This window comes from Mycobacterium sp. UM_CSW (assembly GCF_000455205.1).
In the GTDB taxonomy this organism is placed as follows: domain Bacteria; phylum Actinomycetota; class Actinomycetes; order Mycobacteriales; family Mycobacteriaceae; genus Mycobacterium.
The window spans coordinates 1-19,035 of sequence record NZ_AUWQ01000130.1 but is presented as its reverse complement, the minus strand read 5'-3'; the positions used below and the strand labels follow the sequence as shown (position 1 = coordinate 19,035).

At 69.4% G+C, this 19,035-nt stretch carries 18 protein-coding genes; 11 read left to right on the top strand and 7 right to left on the bottom strand.

Going from position 1 to position 19,035, the window contains the following annotated elements; genetic code table 11:
- From N415_RS29000 to N415_RS28990, 3 genes are all read left to right on the top strand, one after another.
- Positions 1–261: helix-turn-helix transcriptional regulator (locus N415_RS29000; RefSeq protein WP_161630365.1), on the top strand; the 261-nt coding region annotated here is incomplete at its 5' end.
- 443 nt (positions 262–704) lie between these two features.
- Positions 705–3,305 carry a LuxR family transcriptional regulator gene (locus N415_RS28995; protein WP_239645732.1) on the top strand — a complete coding sequence of 867 codons (2,601 nt, stop codon included), beginning with the start codon at positions 705–707 and terminating at the stop codon, positions 3,303–3,305.
- A gap of 218 nt (positions 3,306–3,523) precedes the next feature.
- Entirely contained in the window at positions 3,524–4,360 is an 837-nt protein-coding gene (locus N415_RS28990; RefSeq protein WP_068189335.1) for an SHOCT domain-containing protein, read from the top strand.
- Positions 4,361–4,425: 65 nt separating this feature from the next.
- Here N415_RS28990 and sigE read toward each other — a convergent pair whose 3' ends face one another.
- The gene (gene sigE / locus N415_RS28985) at positions 4,426–5,208 is read right to left on the bottom strand and encodes an RNA polymerase sigma factor SigE (RefSeq protein WP_068189350.1); all 783 of its coding nucleotides are present in this window, start codon (positions 5,206–5,208) and stop codon (positions 4,426–4,428) included.
- A 202-nt stretch (positions 5,209–5,410) separates the two neighbouring features.
- Here sigE and N415_RS28980 point away from each other — a divergent pair, with 202 nt between their 5' ends.
- The 6 genes from N415_RS28980 to N415_RS28955 all read left to right on the top strand — a co-directional run bounded on the left by N415_RS28980 (position 5,411) and on the right by N415_RS28955 (position 11,737).
- Positions 5,411–6,079: an O-methyltransferase gene (locus N415_RS28980; protein ID WP_068189332.1), complete on the top strand. Its 669-nt coding sequence runs from the start codon at positions 5,411–5,413 to the stop codon at positions 6,077–6,079.
- A gap of 80 nt (positions 6,080–6,159) precedes the next feature.
- Positions 6,160–6,798: a TetR family transcriptional regulator gene (locus N415_RS28975; protein ID WP_068189324.1), complete on the top strand. Its 639-nt coding sequence runs from the start codon at positions 6,160–6,162 to the stop codon at positions 6,796–6,798.
- Positions 6,788–7,708, top strand: coding sequence for an ABC transporter ATP-binding protein (locus N415_RS28970; protein ID WP_068189322.1), 921 nt, complete (start codon positions 6,788–6,790; stop codon positions 7,706–7,708). Before N415_RS28975 ends, N415_RS28970 begins: the two co-directional genes overlap by 11 nt.
- On the top strand, positions 7,705–9,348 hold the full coding sequence (locus tag N415_RS28965) for an ABC transporter permease (RefSeq protein WP_152531634.1): 1,644 nt from the start codon (positions 7,705–7,707) through the stop codon (positions 9,346–9,348). Before N415_RS28970 ends, N415_RS28965 begins: the two co-directional genes overlap by 4 nt.
- A gap of 13 nt (positions 9,349–9,361) precedes the next feature.
- Positions 9,362–10,036, top strand: a complete 675-nt coding sequence (locus tag N415_RS28960) for an isoprenylcysteine carboxylmethyltransferase family protein (protein ID WP_068189320.1) — start codon at positions 9,362–9,364, stop codon at positions 10,034–10,036.
- A gap of 18 nt (positions 10,037–10,054) precedes the next feature.
- A complete protein-coding gene (locus N415_RS28955; RefSeq protein ID WP_068189318.1) occupies positions 10,055–11,737 on the top strand; it encodes a CocE/NonD family hydrolase in 1,683 nt (560 codons plus the stop codon).
- 80 nt (positions 11,738–11,817) lie between these two features.
- Here N415_RS28955 and glgC read toward each other — a convergent pair whose 3' ends face one another.
- Entirely contained in the window at positions 11,818–13,032 is a 1,215-nt protein-coding gene (gene glgC, locus N415_RS28950; protein ID WP_068112822.1) for a glucose-1-phosphate adenylyltransferase, read from the bottom strand.
- A 155-nt stretch (positions 13,033–13,187) separates the two neighbouring features.
- Here glgC and glgA point away from each other — a divergent pair, with 155 nt between their 5' ends.
- On the top strand, positions 13,188–14,351 hold the full coding sequence (gene glgA, locus N415_RS28945) for a glycogen synthase (protein WP_068189344.1): 1,164 nt from the start codon (positions 13,188–13,190) through the stop codon (positions 14,349–14,351).
- A 7-nt stretch (positions 14,352–14,358) separates the two neighbouring features.
- Here glgA and N415_RS28940 read toward each other — a convergent pair whose 3' ends face one another.
- The 5 genes from N415_RS28940 to folP all read right to left on the bottom strand — a co-directional run bounded on the left by N415_RS28940 (position 14,359) and on the right by folP (position 17,433).
- A complete protein-coding gene (locus tag N415_RS28940; protein ID WP_003406247.1) occupies positions 14,359–14,526 on the bottom strand; it encodes a DUF3117 domain-containing protein in 168 nt (55 codons plus the stop codon).
- A gap of 186 nt (positions 14,527–14,712) precedes the next feature.
- The gene (gene tag, locus N415_RS28935) at positions 14,713–15,279 is read right to left on the bottom strand and encodes a DNA-3-methyladenine glycosylase I (RefSeq protein ID WP_068189313.1); all 567 of its coding nucleotides are present in this window, start codon (positions 15,277–15,279) and stop codon (positions 14,713–14,715) included.
- Positions 15,276–15,617, bottom strand: a complete 342-nt coding sequence (locus N415_RS28930; protein WP_068189310.1) for a DivIVA domain-containing protein — start codon at positions 15,615–15,617, stop codon at positions 15,276–15,278. The genes tag and N415_RS28930 overlap by 4 nt, the downstream gene beginning before the upstream one ends.
- A gap of 38 nt (positions 15,618–15,655) precedes the next feature.
- A complete protein-coding gene (locus N415_RS28925) occupies positions 15,656–16,612 on the bottom strand; it encodes a glucosyl-3-phosphoglycerate synthase (RefSeq protein WP_068189303.1) in 957 nt (318 codons plus the stop codon).
- Positions 16,609–17,433 carry a dihydropteroate synthase gene (gene folP, locus N415_RS28920; protein WP_068189341.1) on the bottom strand — a complete coding sequence of 275 codons (825 nt, stop codon included), beginning with the start codon at positions 17,431–17,433 and terminating at the stop codon, positions 16,609–16,611. Before folP ends, N415_RS28925 begins: the two co-directional genes overlap by 4 nt.
- Positions 17,434–17,669: 236 nt before the next feature.
- Between folP and N415_RS31770 the strand changes: the two genes are divergently transcribed.
- On the top strand, positions 17,670–19,035 hold a 1,366-nt coding region (locus N415_RS31770), incomplete at its 3' end, for a PE family protein (protein ID WP_152531633.1).

Below are 19,035 nucleotides of genomic sequence, written 5' to 3'. Positions count from 1 at the left end.
CGCCTCACCGAGCTGCGCGGCCGCACGCCGCGCAGCCGGCGCGCGGACATCCGGTCCGACCCGGACGGGCTGAGCCGCCGCGAACGGGAGGTGCTCACGCTGATCGCCGCCGGCCACGGCGACGCCGACATCGCCACCAAACTGTCGATCAGTCCCAAAACCGTTGGTCACCATGTCGAATCGATCCTGACCAAACTCGGCGTGGAGAACCGCACCCAGGCCGCCGCTCAGGCGCGGCAGCCTCAAACAGTCGACTCCTGATTGAGCGCGACGGCGCACTCGCCGTTGATCCGGTTTGCGTGAGCTGTTTTCAAGGCAACTCCGCACAAATCGGCTGCTGGGGACGCAGCAACCCGATCTGCAACCAATTGCGTTGTGAGGACGGCAATTCCGTGCCGTCCGAACGCAAGTCGACTCGCGGAACCCACCAGGGTGGGACGGGGGGCGGCGGAGGCCCCGGGGACCGAGCGCATCTGGGCGGTTCGTGTGGGGCGCGTCCGGGCGCCGTTCGGGCTACAGTGAATCCGCATCATGTCCGGATGTGCGGTTACCGCGGCCTTTCCTCTCGACAGGGCGGCATCCCGAGGCGCTCGCCTCCTAGCGTGCGCCGGTGGGCGCGCGCGGTTCATCGGGAATATTCCCCATTTTTTGGAGCGCCCGAAATGACAGCGCCACAACGACGACGTCGGATTAGGTTGGAGCGCTTGCTGGAGCGCGAGGCGGTACTGACCGAGCTAGGAGCGCTAGAACGGAGGGTTCGGCGCAGCGGCGGCCGGGTGGTGTTGCTGCGTGGGGAGGCCGGAATCGGCAAGACCGCAGTGATCAACGGGTTCACCGCCGGGCTGAACCCATCGGTGCGGGTGTTGGCCGGCGGATGTGATCCGCTCAGCACGCCACGGCCGTTGGGTCCCTTGATCGACGCGCTGGCCGGCCTGGATCCCGCGGCCGCGGCGGCGCTGAGTGCGGCGATCGACGCGGGTGACACCGCAGCGCTATACCCGCGACTGTTGGCGTTGCTGCGCGACGGACACCGGTGGATATGGGTGATTGAAGACGCCCATTGGGCCGACGGGGCCACCCTGGATCTGGTGCGATTTTTCGCACGGCGCATCAGGTCGCTGCCCCTGCTGCTGCTGGTGTCGTATCGCGACGACGAGCTCGACGCACAGCATGCGCTTTCGGTTGCACTCGGGGACGTAGCCACCTGCGCGGCCGTCAGCCGCATTCAGCTGAGGCCGCTGAGCCGCGAGGCGGTCGAGGTACTGGCCGCCGGCAGCGGCGTGAACGCGGACCAGTTGCACGAACTCACCGGCGGAAACCCGTTTTTCGTGACGGAATTGTTGGCCGCCGGCATCGCGGCGGCGGCCCGGAACGCCTTGCCGCGCAGCATTTCTGAGGCGGTGTGGGGCCGGCTGGGCAGGCTGTCAGCGGCCGCGCGCGAGACGGCGCAGGCCGTTGCCGTTTGCGGACCGCGCGCCGATCCAGAACTTGTGCGGCAAATGTGCCCGGTCGCAGCGACCGGGCTGGCCGAATGCCTCGACGCGGGCGTGCTCATTGCCGACGGCCAAGCGGTCGCGTTTCGCCACGAGCTGGCCCGACGCGCCACGCTGGAGGGCATCGACACCTATCGGCTCAAGGCCCTGCACGCCGGGGCGCTGGAAGCGCTGGCCGAACCGCCCATCGACCCGAACACGTTGGCAGCTTTGGCGTTTCACGCCGACCAGGCCGATGATCGGGACGCTGCAATGCGTTATGGCATCTCCGCGGCCGAACGGGCCACCGCGCTGGGAGCGCACCGCCAAGCCGCTGACCTATATGCGCTGGCGTTGCGCCACGCTGGCACGAGGCCCACCGACCAGAAGGTGATCTGGCTCGAGCAGCACGCGTTGGCCAGCTATTTGGGCGGCCTCAGCGGGGTGTCGTCCTGGCGTGACGCGATCAAGCTGCGTCGCGCTTCGGGTGATCAATTTGCCGAATCCGAGGACCTGCGTTGGCTTTCACACGAACTGGTCCTCATGGACCGTATCAGCGAGTCCGCGGACGCCGCGATGGCGTCGCTGCGGCTGGTGCAAGACGCCGAGCCCTGTCCACAGCTGGCTCAGGCCTTGCTGAACATGGCCGAATTGTGCGTTCTTGGTTGGGACCCGGCGATCGCCGATTACGCGGCCCGCGCGATCACTGTCGGTACGCAGATCGGTGACGAGGCGGTCGTCATCCGGGCCCGCGGATCTGCCGCGTTGGCCCGCGTGGTGCGGACCGACGCCGGATGGGAGGAGCTGGAAGCGGCATGGCGGCAGGCGCTGGCCACCGACACCCGCGGCGAAAATGCCGGCAAACTCGGGTCCGATATCTGCGCTGCCGCGGCGCTACACTTCGACCTGGATCGGGCCGATCGCTACATCGCGCAAACCCTTCAATACTGCCGTGACCGTGATCTTTTCACGTTCGAAGCGTTTGTCATCGGCCAGGCAGCCGTGGTCGCCCTGCACCGCGGTCTGTGGGACCGCGCCAGCACGTATGCCGAGGACGTGCTCACCCGCCCCGGGCTGTCCAGCTTTCATCGGATCGCCCCCCGGCGCGCGCTCGCCCTGATTTGTGCGCGTCGTGGTGAGCAGCCGATTGCCTCACTGGTTGATGAGATCGCGGGGAATTCCGAATTGCACCAGTCGCGCTTCTTTCCGGTGTGGGCCGCACGCGCGGAGGCCGCTTGGCTAGCCGGTGACGACGACGCGGCACGCCGTGAAGCTGAGAGCGGGCTGTCCACCATAGGCGCCGACGGAAATCCCTGGCTCAGGGGGCCGTTGCTGCGCTGGGTGCACCTATCCAAGAGAACGGCAGCACCCATCGCCATCGCCGACCCGACCAACCCCTTCCAACTGGAGGTCAGCGGGAACTGGCAGGCCGCCGCCGCCGCATGGACGCGCCGCGGCTGCCCCTACGAGGCGGCAATCGCCCAACTCGGCGGCGACATTGCCTCCGTGGAAACGGCGCTGACGACGTTCCGCCGCCTCGGCGCCAAGACCGCTGCCCGCCGCGCGCGCCAACGCCTCACCGAGCTGCGCGGCCGCACGCCCCGCACCCGGCGCGCCGACCTCCGCGCCGACCCGGCAGGACTGTCCCGCCGCGAACGGGAAGTGCTCACGCTGATCGCTGCCGGCTACAGCGATGCCAACATCGCCACCAGACTCTCCATCAGCCCCAAAACCGTTGGCCACCACGTGGAATCGATCCTGACCAAACTCGGCGTGGAGAACCGCACCCAGGCCGCCGCTCAGGCACGGCAACCCCAAACGATCGACTCCTGATCGATCAGGCCAATTGCGCCTACACGCAGCGGCAAGCGAATAACAATCGCCGCCGTTTTCCTCGTGCATTTGACGGTCAGTGAAACTCGGTTCCAAGAAAATATAGGGAAAATTCCCCATCAACCGCCGCCGCTCGCCAGCGCACACTGGCTAACTAGCGCGCCCCCCGAAGCCCGCGCACTGCCGGCGCCAGCCGACCGCAACGACAGGATCCAACCATGAATCTAAGGCGCTACCTCAAGGCTCAACCCATCGTTCTGAGGTACGGGTTCATGGGGCCGGTCTTACTGATCGGCTACTTCTTCGTGATTCCGCCCATCGCACGGCGGAACGAACCCTGGGTTCTGTACATCGGGCTATTCATCACCTTTGCCGCCGTGGTAGCCACGCCGTTCGTGGCCAACTCCATCGGCAGGCGGGAAGCTGAGCTTGCGGCGCTCGAACAGAGCGGGGTGCTGGTGCTGGCCTGGATCATTGGCCTGACCGAAACGGGGACCCGCATCAACGACCGGCCGGTGATCAAAGTGAACCTGCGCATCGCCGGGCCGGGGTTCGCGTTCGACAGCCAGAAACGGATAGAGGCCGACATTGTGCGACACGGTAATCTCATTCGGGGCAAACTCGTCGTGCTGGTGGACCCAGCCACTCAAAATTACGAAATTGACTGGGGCAGGAGTTCTTTAGTCAACGGTATGGCGCCGGCTCAGTTCACGAGCGTCGAGGACAACAGGACCTATGACCTGACGGGTCAGGCGGGCCCATTGATGGAGATCCTGCAGATCTATAAGGCCAACAACATTCCGCCGAGTGGAGTGGTCGATATGCGCTCCAGCCCGGCGCTGCGCCAGCAAGTCATGACCGTGGTGCGCCGCGCCGCGGCCCAGCAGACCCCTCCTGCGGCCGCGCCCGCCGCACCCACGGCAGCCCCGCCCGCACCCGCAGCGCATCCGACCGTCTCGCAGCGGCTCCGGAAGCTCGAGACGCTGCGCGCCACCGGGGCGATCTCCGACGTGGAGTACAGCGCGAAGCGCGAGGCAATCATCTCCGAGCTCTGAGAGCCCACCCCTCTTTGATTGGCGAGCCCTTAGGACCGCGGCGACCGCCCGGTTCGCCCTGGCGGTTAGGCTGACTTGACCTGCGCCGCGTCACCGGTTTGCGGGTGTGCGGCGAGGTAGTCGCGCAGCGCCTGGCGACCGCGGTGGATGCGGCTGCGCACCGTGCCCAGCTTGACGCCGAGGGTGGCGCCGATCTCCTCGTAGGACAGACCCTCGATGTCGCACAGCACGACGGCGGCGCGAAATTCCGGCGGCAGCGAGTCCAGCGCGGCCTGCAGGTCCGGCCCGAGTCGCGAGTCGTGATAGATCTGCTCGGGGTTGGGCTCGTCGGCGGGCACCCGGTCGTAGTCCTCGGGCAACGCCTCCATGCGGATGCGCGCGCGCCGGCGCACCATGTCCAGGAACAGGTTGGTGGTGATGCGGTGCAGCCAGCCCTCGAAGGTCCCGGGCTGGTAGTTCTGCACCGAGCGGAACACCCGGATGAACGTCTCCTGGGTCAGGTCCTCGGCGTCCTGCTGGTTGCCCGAAAGGCGGTAGGCCAGCCGGTACACCCGGTCGGCGTGCTGGCGCACCAGCTCGTCCCACGACGGCATCGTCGCCATGTCCCCCGTCGCGTCGAACACCGCGGTGCCCTGCAACGCGTCCGTCGTTTCCACCCATTCGTCGTCTGGGCAGTCCTGGACGTGAGACATGGTGGTCGGGCTCAAAAGCGCTGTGGTGATTGGATCCTCCAGAGTTGGCCTGCCGTCAAAGTTCGGCAGCTCATCGACCGCGTCAACGCGGAGTTCCCAGCGTGTATTCCCATTCCGGCGATTTGTATTCCCGGCCCCCACCACCCCGCGTTCCATATGCATACCGTCACCCATTGGCGTATGCAGGGCATAGGAGCAATCTGAGGTTTGGCTGAGAAACCAGATCGTTACCAACGTTGAGCAGGGCGAATCCGTCGGCGAGTGAGCTTCGTCGCGCCGCGGGCGTTGGGCGTGTCGGGGCGGTCCCGTTTAAGGCGCGCCTGCCGGCCCGCGCCGCAAATTGGAATACGCTGCGGGCATGGACGGCACCGACGAAAAAACCCCCGCCCAGGCGGCCCCCAGTCGAGCCGAATCGCTGTGCGCGCACGCCGAGGCCTCGATCTCGGAGGACGCGCTGCTGGCGGCCGCCCGCGAACGCGCCGAGGAGATCGGCGCCGGGGCGGTGACGCCCGCGGTCGGGGCGCTGTTGAGCCTGCTGACCAAGCTCAGCGGCGGCAAGGCCGTCGCGGAGGTGGGCACCGGCGCCGGGGTCAGCGGGCTGTGGTTGCTGTCGGGCATGAGCGACGACGGGGTGCTGACCACGATCGATATCGAGCCCGAGTACCTGCGGATCGCCAAGCAGGCGTTCACCGACGCCGGCATCGGACCGTCGCGGACCAGGCTGATCGGCGGCCGCGCCCAGGAGGTGCTCACCCGCCTCGCCGACCAGTCCTATGACCTGGTGTTCATCGACGCCGATCCGATCGACCAGCCGGACTACGTCGTCGAGGGCGTGCGGCTGCTGCGGTCCGGCGGTGTCATAGTGGTGCACCGCGCGGCGCTGGGCGGACGGGCCGGCGATCCCGCGGCCCGCGACGCCGAGGTGACCGCGGTCCGCGAGGCGGCCCGGCTCATCGCCGAGGACGAGCGGCTCACCCCCGCCCTGGTGCCGCTCGGCGACGGGCTGCTGGCCGCGGTCCGCGACTAGCTCCCGCAGCCAAATCTTTACGAGTTCCTGACGAGGCGCCTCCTTGACGCTCGGCTGAACGCGCGTTTAGTGTACTGAACATGCGTTCAGCCGACCTGACCGCCGCCGCCCGGATCCGAGACGCGGCCATCGAGCAGTTCGGCGAGCACGGCTTCGGCGTCGGACTGCGCAAGATCGCCGACGCGGCCGGGGTGAGCGCCGCGCTGGTGATCCACCACTTCGGCTCCAAGGAGGGCCTGCGCAAGGCTTGCGACGACTACGTCGCAGAACAGATCCGCGAGACCAAGGCGGAGGCGCTGCAATCCAACGACCCGGCCGTGTGGTTCGGGCAATTGGCCGAAATCGAAGAATTCGCCCCGATGACCGCCTACGTGTTACGCAGCATGCAGACCGGCGGCGACCTCGCGAAGATGTTGTGGCAGAGGATGATTGACAACGCCGAGGGATACCTGGAAGACGGCGTGCGGGCCGGGACCATCAAGCCTAGCCGGGACCCCCGGGCCAGGGCCAAGTACCTGGGCATCACGGGAGGCGGCGGGCTCCTGCTCTATCTGCAGATGCACGACACCCCAACCGATCTGCGTGCGGTCCTGCGCGACTACGCGCGGGACATGATCCTGCCGGCCCTGGAGATTTACACCGAGGGCCTGATGGTCGACCGCACCATGTACGACGCATTCCTGGCAGCAGAAGATCAAGGAGAATCACATGCCGACTGATAACGTGGCACCGATCGAAATCCGTGGCCTGAGGAAGAACTTCGGCGCGGTGCGCGCGCTGGACGGCCTCGACCTCACGGTGCGCGAGGGAGAGGTGCACGGCTTCCTCGGGCCGAACGGGGCGGGGAAGTCGACGACCATCCGCATCCTGCTGGGCCTGGTGAAGGCCGACGGCGGAAACGTCCGGTTGCTGGGCGGCGACCCGTGGACCGACGCGGTCGCCCTGCACCGCCAAATCGCCTACGTACCGGGCGATGTGACGCTGTGGCCCTCACTGACCGGCGGCGAGACCATCGACCTGCTGGCCCGCATGCGCGGGGGGCTCGACGAGGCGCGCCGCGCCGAGCTCATCGAGCGCTTCGACCTCGACCCGCACAAGAAGGCGCGCACCTACTCGAAGGGCAACCGGCAGAAGGTCTCGCTGATCTCGGCCTTCTCGTCACACGCCCGGCTGCTCCTGCTGGACGAACCCAGCAGCGGACTGGACCCGTTGATGGAGAACGTGTTTCAGCAGTGCGTCGCCGAGGCACGCGACCGCGGCACGACGGTCCTGCTGTCCAGCCACATCCTGGCCGAAACGGAAGCGCTCTGCGAGAGGGTGACCATCATCCGCGCGGGCCGGACCATCGAGAGCGGCACGCTGGAGTCAATGCGCCATCTCAGCCGCACCTCGATACGGGCCGAAATGGTCGGCGATCCGGGCGATCTCAGGCGCATCAAGGGTGTCGAGGACGTCAGCATCGACGGCAACACCCTGCGCGCCCAGGTCGACAGCGAAAGCCTGGGTGAGCTCATCCGCGCCCTCGGCGACGCCGGCGTGCGCAGCCTCGTCAGCCAGCCCCCGACGCTCGAGGAACTCTTCCTGCGCCACTACGACACGACGGACAGCCAGCGGAAGGTTTCGGCATGAGCACCGCGACCCTGGATCGGCCCCGCCACCCGGCGCACCCGGCGCCTCGGGCCAGCTCGAATTTCTCCGGGACGCTTGGCATGTTGCGGCTCTACCTGCGCCGCGACCGGGTCTCGTTGCCGCTGTGGGTGCTGCTGCTGTCGGTGCCACTGGCCAGTGTCTACGTCGGCAGCGTCCTGAAGGTCTACCCAACCGAGACCGCCCGCGCGGGCTTCGCGGCGTCCATCATGGCCAGCCCTGCCCAGCGCGCGCTCTACGGCCAGGTCTACAACCACAGCGTTGGCGCCGTTGGCATTTGGAAGGCCGGTATGTTCCACCTGCTGATCGCGGTGGCCGTCATCCTCACGGTGATCCGCCACACCCGCGCCGACGAGGAGACCGGCCGGACCGAACTCGTGGACTCGACGGCGGTCGGCCGGTACGCGAGCCTGACCGCGGCCCTGCTGTTGTCGTTCGGGGCGTCGATCGCCACCGGCGCGATCGGCGCGGCCGGGCTGCTCACCACCGACATTCCGCGCGCCGGGTCGCTGGCGTTCGGCGCCGCCCTAGCCTGCTCCGGCCTGGTCTTCACCGCGGTCGCCGCGGTGGCCGCGCAGCTGTCGCCCAGCGCCCGCGTCGCGCGCGGCACCGCGTTCGCGGTGTTGGGGACCGCGTTCACGCTGCGCGCCGTCGGCGACGCGGGCGACGGAACGCTGTCGTGGTTCTCGCCGTTGGGATGGTCGCTGCAGGTCCGGCCCTACGCGGGCGATCGCTGGTGGGTGTTGCTGCTGCACCTGGCGACGACGGCGGTGCTGACCCTGGTGGCCTACCGACTGCTCGCCGGCCGCGACGTGGGCGCCGGGCTGATCGCCGAACGTCCCGGTCCCGGCCGGGCCGGACCGCGGTTGGGCGGCGTCGACGGCCTGACATGGCGGCTCGACCGCGGCGCGCTGGTGTTGTGGACCGTGGGCCTGTGCCTGTACGGCCTGCTGATGGGCAGCGTGGTGCACGGCATCGGCGACGAGCTCGGCGACAGCACCATGGTGCGCGACATCGTCGCGCGAATGGGCGGCACCAGCGCGCTGGAGGAGGCGTTCATCGCGGTCGCCTACGCGATGATGGGCATGGTGGCTGCAGCGTTCGCCATCTCGCTCACGCTGCGCCTGCACCAGGAGGAAACCGGCCAGCGCGCCGAGACCACGCTGGCCGGCGCCGTCTCCCGAACCCACTGGCTGGCAAGCCATTTGGTGGCCGCCCTGCTCGGGTCCGCGGTCGCGATGCTGCTCAGCGGCGTGGCCGGCGGGCTCGTCTACGGCGTAGCGGCCGGCGACGTCGGCGGCAAACTGGCCGTCGTGGTCGGCACCGCGGCCGTCCAACTGCCCGCCGTCTGGCTGCTGGCCGCGGTCACCGTCGCGCTGTTCGGCCTGGCCCCGCGGTTCACCCCGGTGGCGTGGGGCGTGCTGGTCTGCTTCGTCGCGATCTACCTGATCGGCGAGCTGGCGCGGTTCCCGCAGTGGCTGCTCGACCTGGAGCCGTTCGCCCACGTTCCGCGGGTTAGCGCCGACTTCACCGCCGCGCCGCTGCTCTGGCTGCTGGCCATCGACGCCGCACTGATCATCTTGGGAGCCATGGCTTTTCGACGCCGTGATCTACGTTGCTAGGGAGGGCACGATCATGAAAACCACGATTCGACTGACCGCATCCTCGATCTTCGGAACGGCCGCAACCTGTTTGATCCTGTTCGGACCGGCGGGCACGTTCCACTACTGGCAGGCATGGGTTTTCCTCGCCGTGTTCACGGTGGCCTCGCTCGGCCCGACCATCTACCTGGCCAAGGTCAACCCGGCGGCCCTGCGGCGCCGCATGCACGCCGGCCCGCGGGCGGAAACCAGGGCGGCTCAGAAGGTCATCATCACCAGCTCGTTCCTGGTCCTCTTCGTGATGATGGCGTTCAGCGCGCTCGATCACCGGATGGGCTGGTCGACCGTGCCGGTGTGGCTGTGCCTGTTCGGCGACGTGCTGGTGGCGGCCGGGCTCGGCCTCGCCATGCTGGTGATCATCCAAAACAGTTACGCCGCAGCCACCGTCACCGTCGAATCGGGCCAAAAGGTCGCCTCCGGCGGCGTCTACAAGTTCGTCCGGCACCCGATGTATGTCGGGAACGTCATCATGATGGTGGGCATGCCGTTGGCGCTGGGCTCGTACTGGGGCCTGCTCTTCGTCATCCCCGGGGTCGCGGTGCTCGTCTTCCGCATCCTCGACGAAGAGAAGCTGCTCATCCAGGACCTGCCGGGGTACCGCGACTACGCGCAGCACGTGCGGTATCGCCTGGTGCCCAATGTCTGGTAGGCGCCCTAGGGTATTGGCGTGGCCCGAAATCCGGCAGTCGCGCTCGACCGGCCATGGCGACGTCGCGGCGCCCTGCGCTACGCGCTGACCCGGCTCCGCGGCATCGCCAAGCCGCCCATCACCGTCACCCCGGCGCCGCCCGGCATCCTGGTCGAGCGTGACGTCGGCGTCCCCACCCGCGATGGGACGGTGTTGCGGATCAACGTCTGCCGCACGCCCGACGACACGCCTCGACCGGTGATCCTGAGCGTCCATCCGTATGGCAAGGACAACCTGCCGCGGCGGCGGGCCGGGCGGTGGACGTTCTCGGTGCAATACCGGGTGTTGCGCCAGACCCGGCCGATCAGCTTCTCCGCGCTGACCGGTTGGGAGGCGCCGGATCCGGCGTGGTGGACCGCGAACGGCTTCACCGTCGTGAACGCCGACATGCGCGGCTGCGGCCACTCGGACGGCACCGGAAACCTGCTGTCGCGCCAGGAGGCCGAGGACAGCTACGACCTGGTGCAGTGGATCGCTGGCCGGCCGTGGTGCGACGGCCGCGTCGTGATGCTCGGGGTGTCCTATCTGGCCATTACCCAATACGCCGTCGCCGCCCTGCAGCCGCCGGCGCTGCGGGCGATCTGCCCGTGGGAGGGCTTCACCGACGCGTATCGCGACCTGACCTTTCCCGGCGGCGTTCGCGAGCTCGGCTTCACCCGGTTGTGGTCGCGCAACGTGCGCCGCGACACCCGGCAACGCTACGACCTCGAGCGGATGCAGGACGCCCACCCGCTGCGCGACGACTTCTGGCGCTCGGTGGTGCCCAAGCTGTCGGCGATCAAGGTTCCCATGCTGGTCTGCGGCAGCTTCTCGGACAACAACCTGCACAGCCGCGGTTCGATCCGGGCGTTCATGCGCACGGGTTCCGCCCACGCCCGGCTCTACACCCATCGCAGCGGCAAGTGGTCGACGTTCTACTCCGAGGCGGCGCGGGCCGAACAGCTCGAGTTCTTCCGCGGTGTGCTGGACCGCGCCGAGCAATCCCGCAGCGTGCGCCTCGAAGTGCGCGAGGACCGCGACACCGTCGCCGCGGTGCGCGAGGAATCCGACTGGCCGCTCCCCCGGACCCGTTGGCGGCCAATGTATCTCGCGGATGCTGGAGTCTTGGCGCCCGAGCCGCCGACGCGGGTCGGCAGCGTCGCGTTCGAAACCGCCTCCAACGCAGCGGCGTTCAGCTGGACGGTCCCGGACGACGTCGAGGTGACCGGCCCGATGGCGGCCCGGCTCTGGGTCGAACTGGACGGCTGTGACGACGCCAACCTGTTCGTCGGCGTGGAGAAGTGGCGGGACGGCCGGTTCGTCGGGTTCGAGGGGTCGTACGGGTACGGCCGCGACCGGGTCAGCACCGGGTGGCAGCGGGTCTCGCTGCGGGCGCTCGACCCGGAGCTCTCCCAGCCGTGGGAACCCGTCGCACGATGCGCCGAGCCGCAGCCGGTCTCCGCCGGCGAGGTGGTCGCCGTCGACGTCGCGCTGGGCCCGTCGGCCACGCTGTTTCGGGCGGGCGAGCAGCTGCGGCTGGTGGTTGCCGGGCGCTGGCTGTGTCCGACCAACCCGCTGACCGGTCAGATGCCCGCGGCGTATGAGGGCTCACCGCGCGGTCGCGTCATCCTGCACTGGGGCCCGGACCGCGACGCGCACCTGCTGATCCCGGAAGTCCCCTAGCCCGCCGAGCAGACGCAGAATCGCACGTTTCACCGCTCAGATATGCGATTCTGCGTCTGCTCGCGGAAGAAGCCGCGGCGCTATATCCAGACGCCCTTGCCGACCGCGACCACGCCGCCCGCGCTGATCGCGAAGCGCTCGCGATCCTTCTCCAGGTCGACCCCGACCATCTCGCCGGGTCCCACGACGACGTTCTTGTCCAGGATCGCGTGCCGCACCACCGCGCCGCGGCCGACGCGGGCGCCCGGCATGATCACGCTGCCCTCCACGATGGCGCCGTCGTCGACGACGACGTTCGACGACAGCACCGAATTGCGCACAGACGCCGCCGAGATGATGCTGCCGGCGCCCACGACCGACTCCTGGGCCGAGCCGCCGTTGACGAACTTGGCCGGCGCCAGGTTCTCCGACTCGCCCCGGATCGGCCAGCGCTTGTTGTAGAGGTTGAACACCGGGTGCACCGAGACCAGGTCCATGTGCGCGTCGTAGAACGCGTCCAGCGTCCCGACGTCGCGCCAGTAGCCGCGGTCGCGGTCGGTGGCGCCGGGCACCTCGTTGTCGGAGAAGTCGTACACCGCGGCGATCCCGTCCTCCACCAACCGCGGGATGATGTCGCCGCCCATGTCGTGATCGGAGTGGTCGTCGTCGGCGTCGGCGCGGATCGCGTCGATGAGGACCTTGGTGGTGAAGATGTAGTTGCCCATGGAGGCGAACGTCGACTCCGGGTCGTCGGGGGTGCCCGGCGGCTCCAGCGGCTTCTCCACGAAGTTACGGATCCGGCCGGACTCGTCGGCGTCGATGCAGCCGAACGCGCTGGCGTCGGCGCGCGGCACCCGGATGCCGGCCACCGTCGCGCCGGCGCCGCTGTCGATGTGGAACTGGACCATCTGCTCGGGGTCCATCCGATACACGTGGTCGGCACCGAAAACGACTATGTAGTCGGGGTCTTCGTCGTAGATCAGGTTGAGGGACTGATAGATCGCGTCGGCGGAGCCGGTGTACCAGCGCGGGCCGAGGCGCTGCTGCGCGGGTACCGGGGTGATGTACTCGCCGGCCAGGCCGGATAGCCGCCAGTTCTGCGAAATGTGACGGTCGAGTGAATGCGACTTGTATTGCGTGAGAACGCAGATCCTCAGATAGCGAGCATTGACGAGGTTGGAGAGGACGAAATCGATCAGCCGGTAGGCGCCTCCGAAGGGAACGGCGGGTTTGGCCCGGTCGGCGGTCAGAGGGTACAACCGCTTGCCCTCCCCGCCGGCCAGGACGATCCCCAGCACGTGTGGCGCTTCCCTCATGACTACAAACTATCGGCCCCCGCGAACCGCTGCCAGGGGGAGCGCGCTATTGGCGGCACGCTGACGGGCTGTCCGTCAATGGTTTTGGGTCCGCACCGCCGCTCGATCCTTGGCCCGAGATGCGGGCCGCCCCGCCGTCGAACTACGGTGCGGGTATGCGGGTGGCGATGATGACTCGGGAGTACCCACCAGAGGTCTACGGCGGAGCCGGGGTACACGTCACCGAACTCGTCGCCCAGCTGCGCCGGCTGTGTGCGGTCGACGTGCACTGCATCGGCGCGCCCCGTCCGGACGCGTTCGCGCAGCAGCCCGACCCGCGCATCCACGGCGCCAACCCGGCGCTCTTGACGCTGTCCGCCGACCTGATGATGGCCAACGCCGCGTCGGCGGCAAGCGTCGTGCACTCGCACACCTGGTACACCGGGCTGGCCGGGCACCTGACCGCGTTGCTCTACGACATTCCCCACGTTTTGACCGCGCATTCGCTCGAGCCGCTGCGGCCGTGGAAGGCCGAGCAGCTCGGCGGCGGCTACCGGGTGTCGACGTGGGTGGAGCGGACCGCAGTGCTGGGCGCCGACGCCGTCATCGCGGTCAGTTCGGCGATGCGCGAGGACATCCTGCGCGTCTACTCCACGCTGGATCCGAGCCAGGTGCATGTCGTGCGCAACGGCGTCGACACCAACGTCTGGTATCCGGCCGGTCCGGCGGAGAGCGGGTCGGTGCTGGCCGAACTCGGCGTCGACCCGGCGCGGCCCATGGTGGCGTTCGTGGGTCGGATCACCCGGCAGAAGGGCGTCGCGCACCTGGTGGCGGCCGCGCACCGGTTCAGCCCGGAGGTGCAGTTGGTGCTGTGCGCCGGCGCCCCCGACACACCGGAGCTGGCCGAGGAGGTCCGGGCCGCCGTCGCCGAGCTGGCCCGCGAGCGCGACGGGGTGTTCTGGATCCGGGAGATGCTCCCCATCGGGGAATTACGCGAAATACTCTCGGCGGCAACGGTTTTCGTGTGCCCATCGGTTTACGAGCCGTTGGGGATCGTGAACCTCGAGGCGATGGCCTGCGCGACGGCGGTGGTGGCCTCCGACGTGGGCGGCATCCCCGAGGTGGTTTCGGACGGGGTCACCGGGTCGCTGGTGCGCTTTGACCCCGACAACCCGGCCGCATTCCGGGCCGGCCTGGCCAGAGCGGTCAATGAGCTGGTGGCCGACCCCGACAGGGCAAAGCGCTATGGCGAAGCCGGGCGCCAGCGCTGCGTGGAGGACTTCTCGTGGGCGCACGTCGCCGAGCAGACGCTGGAGATCTACCGGAAGGTGTGCGCGTAAAGGCGCCTTAGCTGGTTACGCCCTTGAGCTCGTCGCCCAGGGCGGCCGCTTCGTCGGGTGTCAACTCCACCACCAGCCGACCGCCCCCTTCGAGCGGTACCCGCATAACGATGCCGCGCCCCTCCTTCGTTGCTTCCAAAGGACCGTCTCCGGTACGGGGCTTCATCGCCGCCATCGAGTGCTCCCTCCAGATTCGAGCTGGCCCGCGTTCGCGGGCCTGGTCGGCGCCGAGCATGCCCCGCCAGTGGATTTCCAGCCATACCCGACTTTGAAATGCATCGACTGCCAAATCACGCCTCCATTGTTCCCTATCCGGGGCGGCAGTTACACAAAGACCCGCTTCTGAAGCCTGATCAGCCCCTCAAAGTGGCGTGGCGGGCACCCAGCAACCGCGAATATGGTCATCGACCATGCCGGTCGCCTGCATCAGCGCATAGGCCGTGGTGGGCCCGACGAAGCGGAATCCGCGTCGTTTCAATTCCTTGGCCATCGCCTTCGATTCGGCGGTGGTCGAGGGAATTTTCGACGCGTCGGCCGGGCGGGGGCGCGGGGACGGCGCAAACGACCACAGCAGCTTGGACAGGTCCTCGGCGGACCCCAGCTCGGCGGCGGCGCGCGCGTTGGCGATCGTCGCGTCGATCTTGGCGCGGTTGCGCACGATGCCCTCGTCGGCCAGCAGCCGCTGCACGTCGGCGTCGGTGTAGCCGGCGACCGTCTCGATGTCGAACCCGGCGAAGGCCCGCCGGAAGTTCTCCCGTTTGCGCAGGATGATCAGCCAGGATAGGCCGCTCTGGAAGGCCTCGAGGCTCATCCGCTCGAACAGCGCCACCCCGTCGTGCACGACGCGGCCCCACTCTTGGTCGTGGTAGTCGCGGTACATCTCGGTGCCGTTCGCCCACGGACAGCGGATTCGGCCGTCTTCGCTCACATCTTGTCCTGACGATCCTCGGCGTCATCAGGTTCCACGGGATCGTTCGGTCTGGACGCCTCGACCGCCGCCAGCTGGCCGCGCAGCGCCTCGAGTTCGCGGGCGAGCCGGTCCAAGACCCAGTCCACCTCGCTGGTCTTGTATCCCCGCAACACCTGGGTGAACTTGACGGCGTCGACGTCGGCGCCGGTGACGCCGTAGGCGGGCAGCACCGTCGCCGTCGTCCCGCGCGGCAGCGGCGGCAACTGCTCACCGCGACCGAACAGCAGGCTGGCCGCGCCGAACAAGACGACCGCCACCAGCACCAGCACCACCAGGTACAGCAACACCAACGCCACGTCGTCGATATTGCCTTATCCCGCCGACAAGACGGCGATCAGCGCGGTCTGAGCCCGTTCATCGGTGGTCGGTCGTCCAGCGAGACCGGCGAGGTGCGCGCGGTGTAGCCGTAACCGTCGGGCCCTTCGGCGAAGAACTGGGTGAGCCCGATCCCGGAGTCGGGGATCCCGCAGCGCGACAGCAGGGTCGCGATGACCTGGCGGCTCATCGCGCCGAGCTCGGCCAGCGGTCGGTTGCGGTGCGCCCGAACGCCGAGGTTGACCTGGGCGATCGCGTCCAGGCCCAACCGCTCGAAGGTGTCCACCAGCAGGCCGATTTCCACGCCGTAGCCCGGCGCGAACGGCAGGGAGGTCAGCAGTTCCCGGCTGGCCGCGTACTCGCCGCCCAACGGCTGCAGGATGCAGCTCAGCTCCGGGCGCAGCGCCGCCAGCAGGGGCCGCGCCACCAGCTCGGTCACCCGCCCGCCGCCCCCTTCGGCGCCGTGCAGCGGCCGCCGGTAGAAGCTCTTGACCAGGTGGATCCCGTCGCCGGTGAGCAGCGGGGTCACCAGCCAGGGCACGAACATCGGGTGCGGGTTGATCAGGTCGGAGTCGACGAAGACGACGATGTCGCCGCGGGTGGCCGCGAGCGAGCGCCACAGCGCCTCGCCCTTGCCGGGCCGCACGGGCACCTCGGGCAACGCCTGTTCGCGGCTGACGACGCGGGCGCCGGCGGCGATGGCGCGAATCTCGGTGTCGTCCGTCGAGCCGGAATCCAGCACGATCAGCTCGTCGACCAGGCCATCGACCAGCGGTGAGATGCTGTCGATCACCGACTCGACGGTCGCTTCCTCGTTGAGCGCCGGCAGCACCACCGAGATGGTCCGGCCGGCCTTCGCCTCTTCCAGCTCGCGGACCGTCCGGCCGCGGCGGCTCCACCTGCGGTCGGCCAGCCAGACGTCCCCTGGCCGCGCCGCGAGCACGCCCTCGCTGGCAAGGTCCACCAGCTCCGTCATGCCAGCCCCCTTACCGTGCGCGCCGGTCGGCGCACCCCCTGGATCGAGGACACCATCTCCAGCACCCGCCGGGTGGCCTCGACCTGATGCACGCGGAACATTCGGACGCCCGCCGCCGCCGCCAGTGCCGTGGCGGCCAGCGTCCCCTCCAGCCGTTCGGTCAGCTCCACCCCCAAAGTCTCCCCGACGAAGTCTTTGTTACTCAAAGCCATCAGGACGGGCCATCCGGTGTTAACAAGTTCGCCTGCGTGTCGCAACAAAAGCAGCCCGTGGAAGGTGTTCTTGCCGAAGTCGTGGGCCGGGTCGATGAGCACCCGGTCACGGGCCACCCCGGCCGCGACCGCCCGCTCCGCCGCGCCGGTCACCTGGCGAATCACGTCGTCCAGAACGCCGCGGGTGGTGGTTCCGTAACTCACCCGGAACGGGCGGGTGCGCGGCAGCGCGCCGCCGGTGTGCGAACACACCAGACCCGCGCCGAACTCGGCGGCGACCTCGGGCAGGGCCGGGTCGATGCCGCCCCAGGTGTCGTTGATCAGGTCCGCGCCGGCCGCGCAGGCCACCCTGGCCACCTTGGAGCGCCAGGTGTCGGCGCTGATCAGCTGGTCGGGGTAGGCGTCGCGCAACCACTCGATGAAGGGCACCAGCCGCGCGATCTCGGTGTCCTCGTCGACGTTCTCGCCGGGGCCCGCCTTGACTCCGCCGACGTCGATGACGTCGGCGCCCTCGGCGATGGCGCGGTGGACGGCGTCCCGGGCGGCCTCGTCGCTGAAGGTCGCACCCCGGTCGTAGAACGAATCCGGGGTGCGGTTGACGATCGCCATGATCAGCGCGCGGTCGCCCGCGACCGGCCGGCCGCACAGAGTCTGCACGGGTCTATGGTGCCTGGTCCGGTCCGCGAGCGTGCGGCCAGCCGCACATTGGACGCCGAACGTGCGGCTGCCCGCACGCTCGGCACCAGCCGAGTGCGCCGCCCGGCCCCTGCACAAATAAATGGGGAGAATTCCCCATCAACTGGCGCCGCCTTGCCGCGCACACTTCACAGCGACGGGAGGCGGCGATGTCTTTTGTGATTGCGGCGCCGGATTTCATGGCGGCGGCGACGACGGATTTGTCCAACATCGGCTCGGCGGTCAGCGCCGCGAACGCGGCCGCGGCGGCCCGCACCACCGCACTGCTGGCCGCGGGCGCCGACGAGGTGTCGGCGGCGGTGGCATCGCTGTTCTCCGGGCACGCAATGGAGTTCCAGGCGCTCAGCGCGCAGGCGGCGGCGTTTCATGCCCAGTTCGTGGCGGCGCTGGGCGGGGCGGGCGCCGCCTATGCGGCTACCGAGGCCGCCAACGCGTCGCCGCTGGACGCCGTCTGGCAGCCCATTCGCGCGGTGATCAATACGCCCACCGAGCTGTTGCTGGGCACCCCGCTGATCGGCAAGGGCGTCAATGGTGCGCCAGGGACCGGACAGCCCGGCGGGCCGGGCGGGTTGTTGTTCGGCCCCGGCGGCGACGGCGGTTCCGGCGCGCCCGGCCAACCCGGCGGCCGAGGCGGTAACGCCTGGTTCTTCGGCCGCGGCGGGCACGGCGGGACAGGGGGGACCGGCACCCCCGGCGTCGCTGGCACGGCGAGCAGCGTCGACGGTGGACCTGGCGGAGACGGCGCAACAGGTGGGGCCGGCGGCAACGGCGGGCTGATCTTCGGCAACGGCGGTATCGGCGGCAACGGCGGCCAGGGCGGTCAGGGCGGGACGGGCGCCAGCGTCACCAGCGGCACCGTCGCCGGCAACGGCGGCAACGCCGGCAATGGCGGCGCTGCCGGCCCGGGCGGCAGCGCGAGCGGCTTTGGCTCCATCGCGGGCACCGCGGGCACCGGTGGCAACGGAGGCGACGGCGGCCAGGGCGGCAGCATCAACGTCAGCGGCAACGTCATCGTTCACGCCGGGGGCGGCGGCCACGGCGGCGACGGCGGCACTGGCTTCACCGGCGGAACCGGCGGAACCGGCGGGGCCGGCGGCGCCGGCAACCTCACCGCCGCCACCGGCGCCGCCGCAGGCGGGGGTGGCGGAGGCGGCGGCCAGGGCGGCAACAGCACCGGTGGCGGCAACGGCGGCTACGGCGGTGCCGGCGGCGGCGGCGGTGGTGCCGAGGTCGTCGAGGCCGGCAACATCGTGGCCCTCGCGGGCGGCGGCATCTCCGGCGCCGGCGGCCAATTCGGCGGCAACACAGGGACCATCGGAGGTCCTGGTGGTGGTGGCGGCGGTGGCGGCGCCGCCCAAGTCGGTGCCAGCACGATCCAGGCCGGCAGCGGTGGCGGTGGCAATGGCAACTTCGGCAGCGGCGGGGCCGGCACCGGCGGCTTCGTCAGCGGCGGCGCCGACACCAGCGCCGCCGACGCCGCGGGCGGGGGTGGCGGGGGCGGCGGCGGCTTCGGCG

Coding starts and splice junctions, on each gene's coding strand:
- N415_RS28990 (WP_068189335.1), top strand. CDS start 3,524: ATGAATCTAAGGCGCTACCTCAAGGCTCAACCCATCGTTCTGAGGTAC.
- sigE (WP_068189350.1), bottom strand. CDS start 5,208: ATGGAACGCGGGGTGGTGGGGGCCGGGAATACAAATCGCCGGAATGGG.
- N415_RS28980 (WP_068189332.1), top strand. CDS start 5,411: ATGGACGGCACCGACGAAAAAACCCCCGCCCAGGCGGCCCCCAGTCGA.
- N415_RS28975 (WP_068189324.1), top strand. CDS start 6,160: ATGCGTTCAGCCGACCTGACCGCCGCCGCCCGGATCCGAGACGCGGCC.
- N415_RS28970 (WP_068189322.1), top strand. CDS start 6,788: ATGCCGACTGATAACGTGGCACCGATCGAAATCCGTGGCCTGAGGAAG.
- N415_RS28965 (WP_152531634.1), top strand. CDS start 7,705: ATGAGCACCGCGACCCTGGATCGGCCCCGCCACCCGGCGCACCCGGCG.
- N415_RS28960 (WP_068189320.1), top strand. CDS start 9,362: ATGAAAACCACGATTCGACTGACCGCATCCTCGATCTTCGGAACGGCC.
- glgC (WP_068112822.1), bottom strand. CDS start 13,032: ATGAGGGAAGCGCCACACGTGCTGGGGATCGTCCTGGCCGGCGGGGAG.
- glgA (WP_068189344.1), top strand. CDS start 13,188: ATGCGGGTGGCGATGATGACTCGGGAGTACCCACCAGAGGTCTACGGC.
- N415_RS28940 (WP_003406247.1), bottom strand. CDS start 14,526: ATGGCGGCGATGAAGCCCCGTACCGGAGACGGTCCTTTGGAAGCAACG.
- N415_RS28925 (WP_068189303.1), bottom strand. CDS start 16,612: ATGACGGAGCTGGTGGACCTTGCCAGCGAGGGCGTGCTCGCGGCGCGG.
- folP (WP_068189341.1), bottom strand. CDS start 17,433: ATGGCGATCGTCAACCGCACCCCGGATTCGTTCTACGACCGGGGTGCG.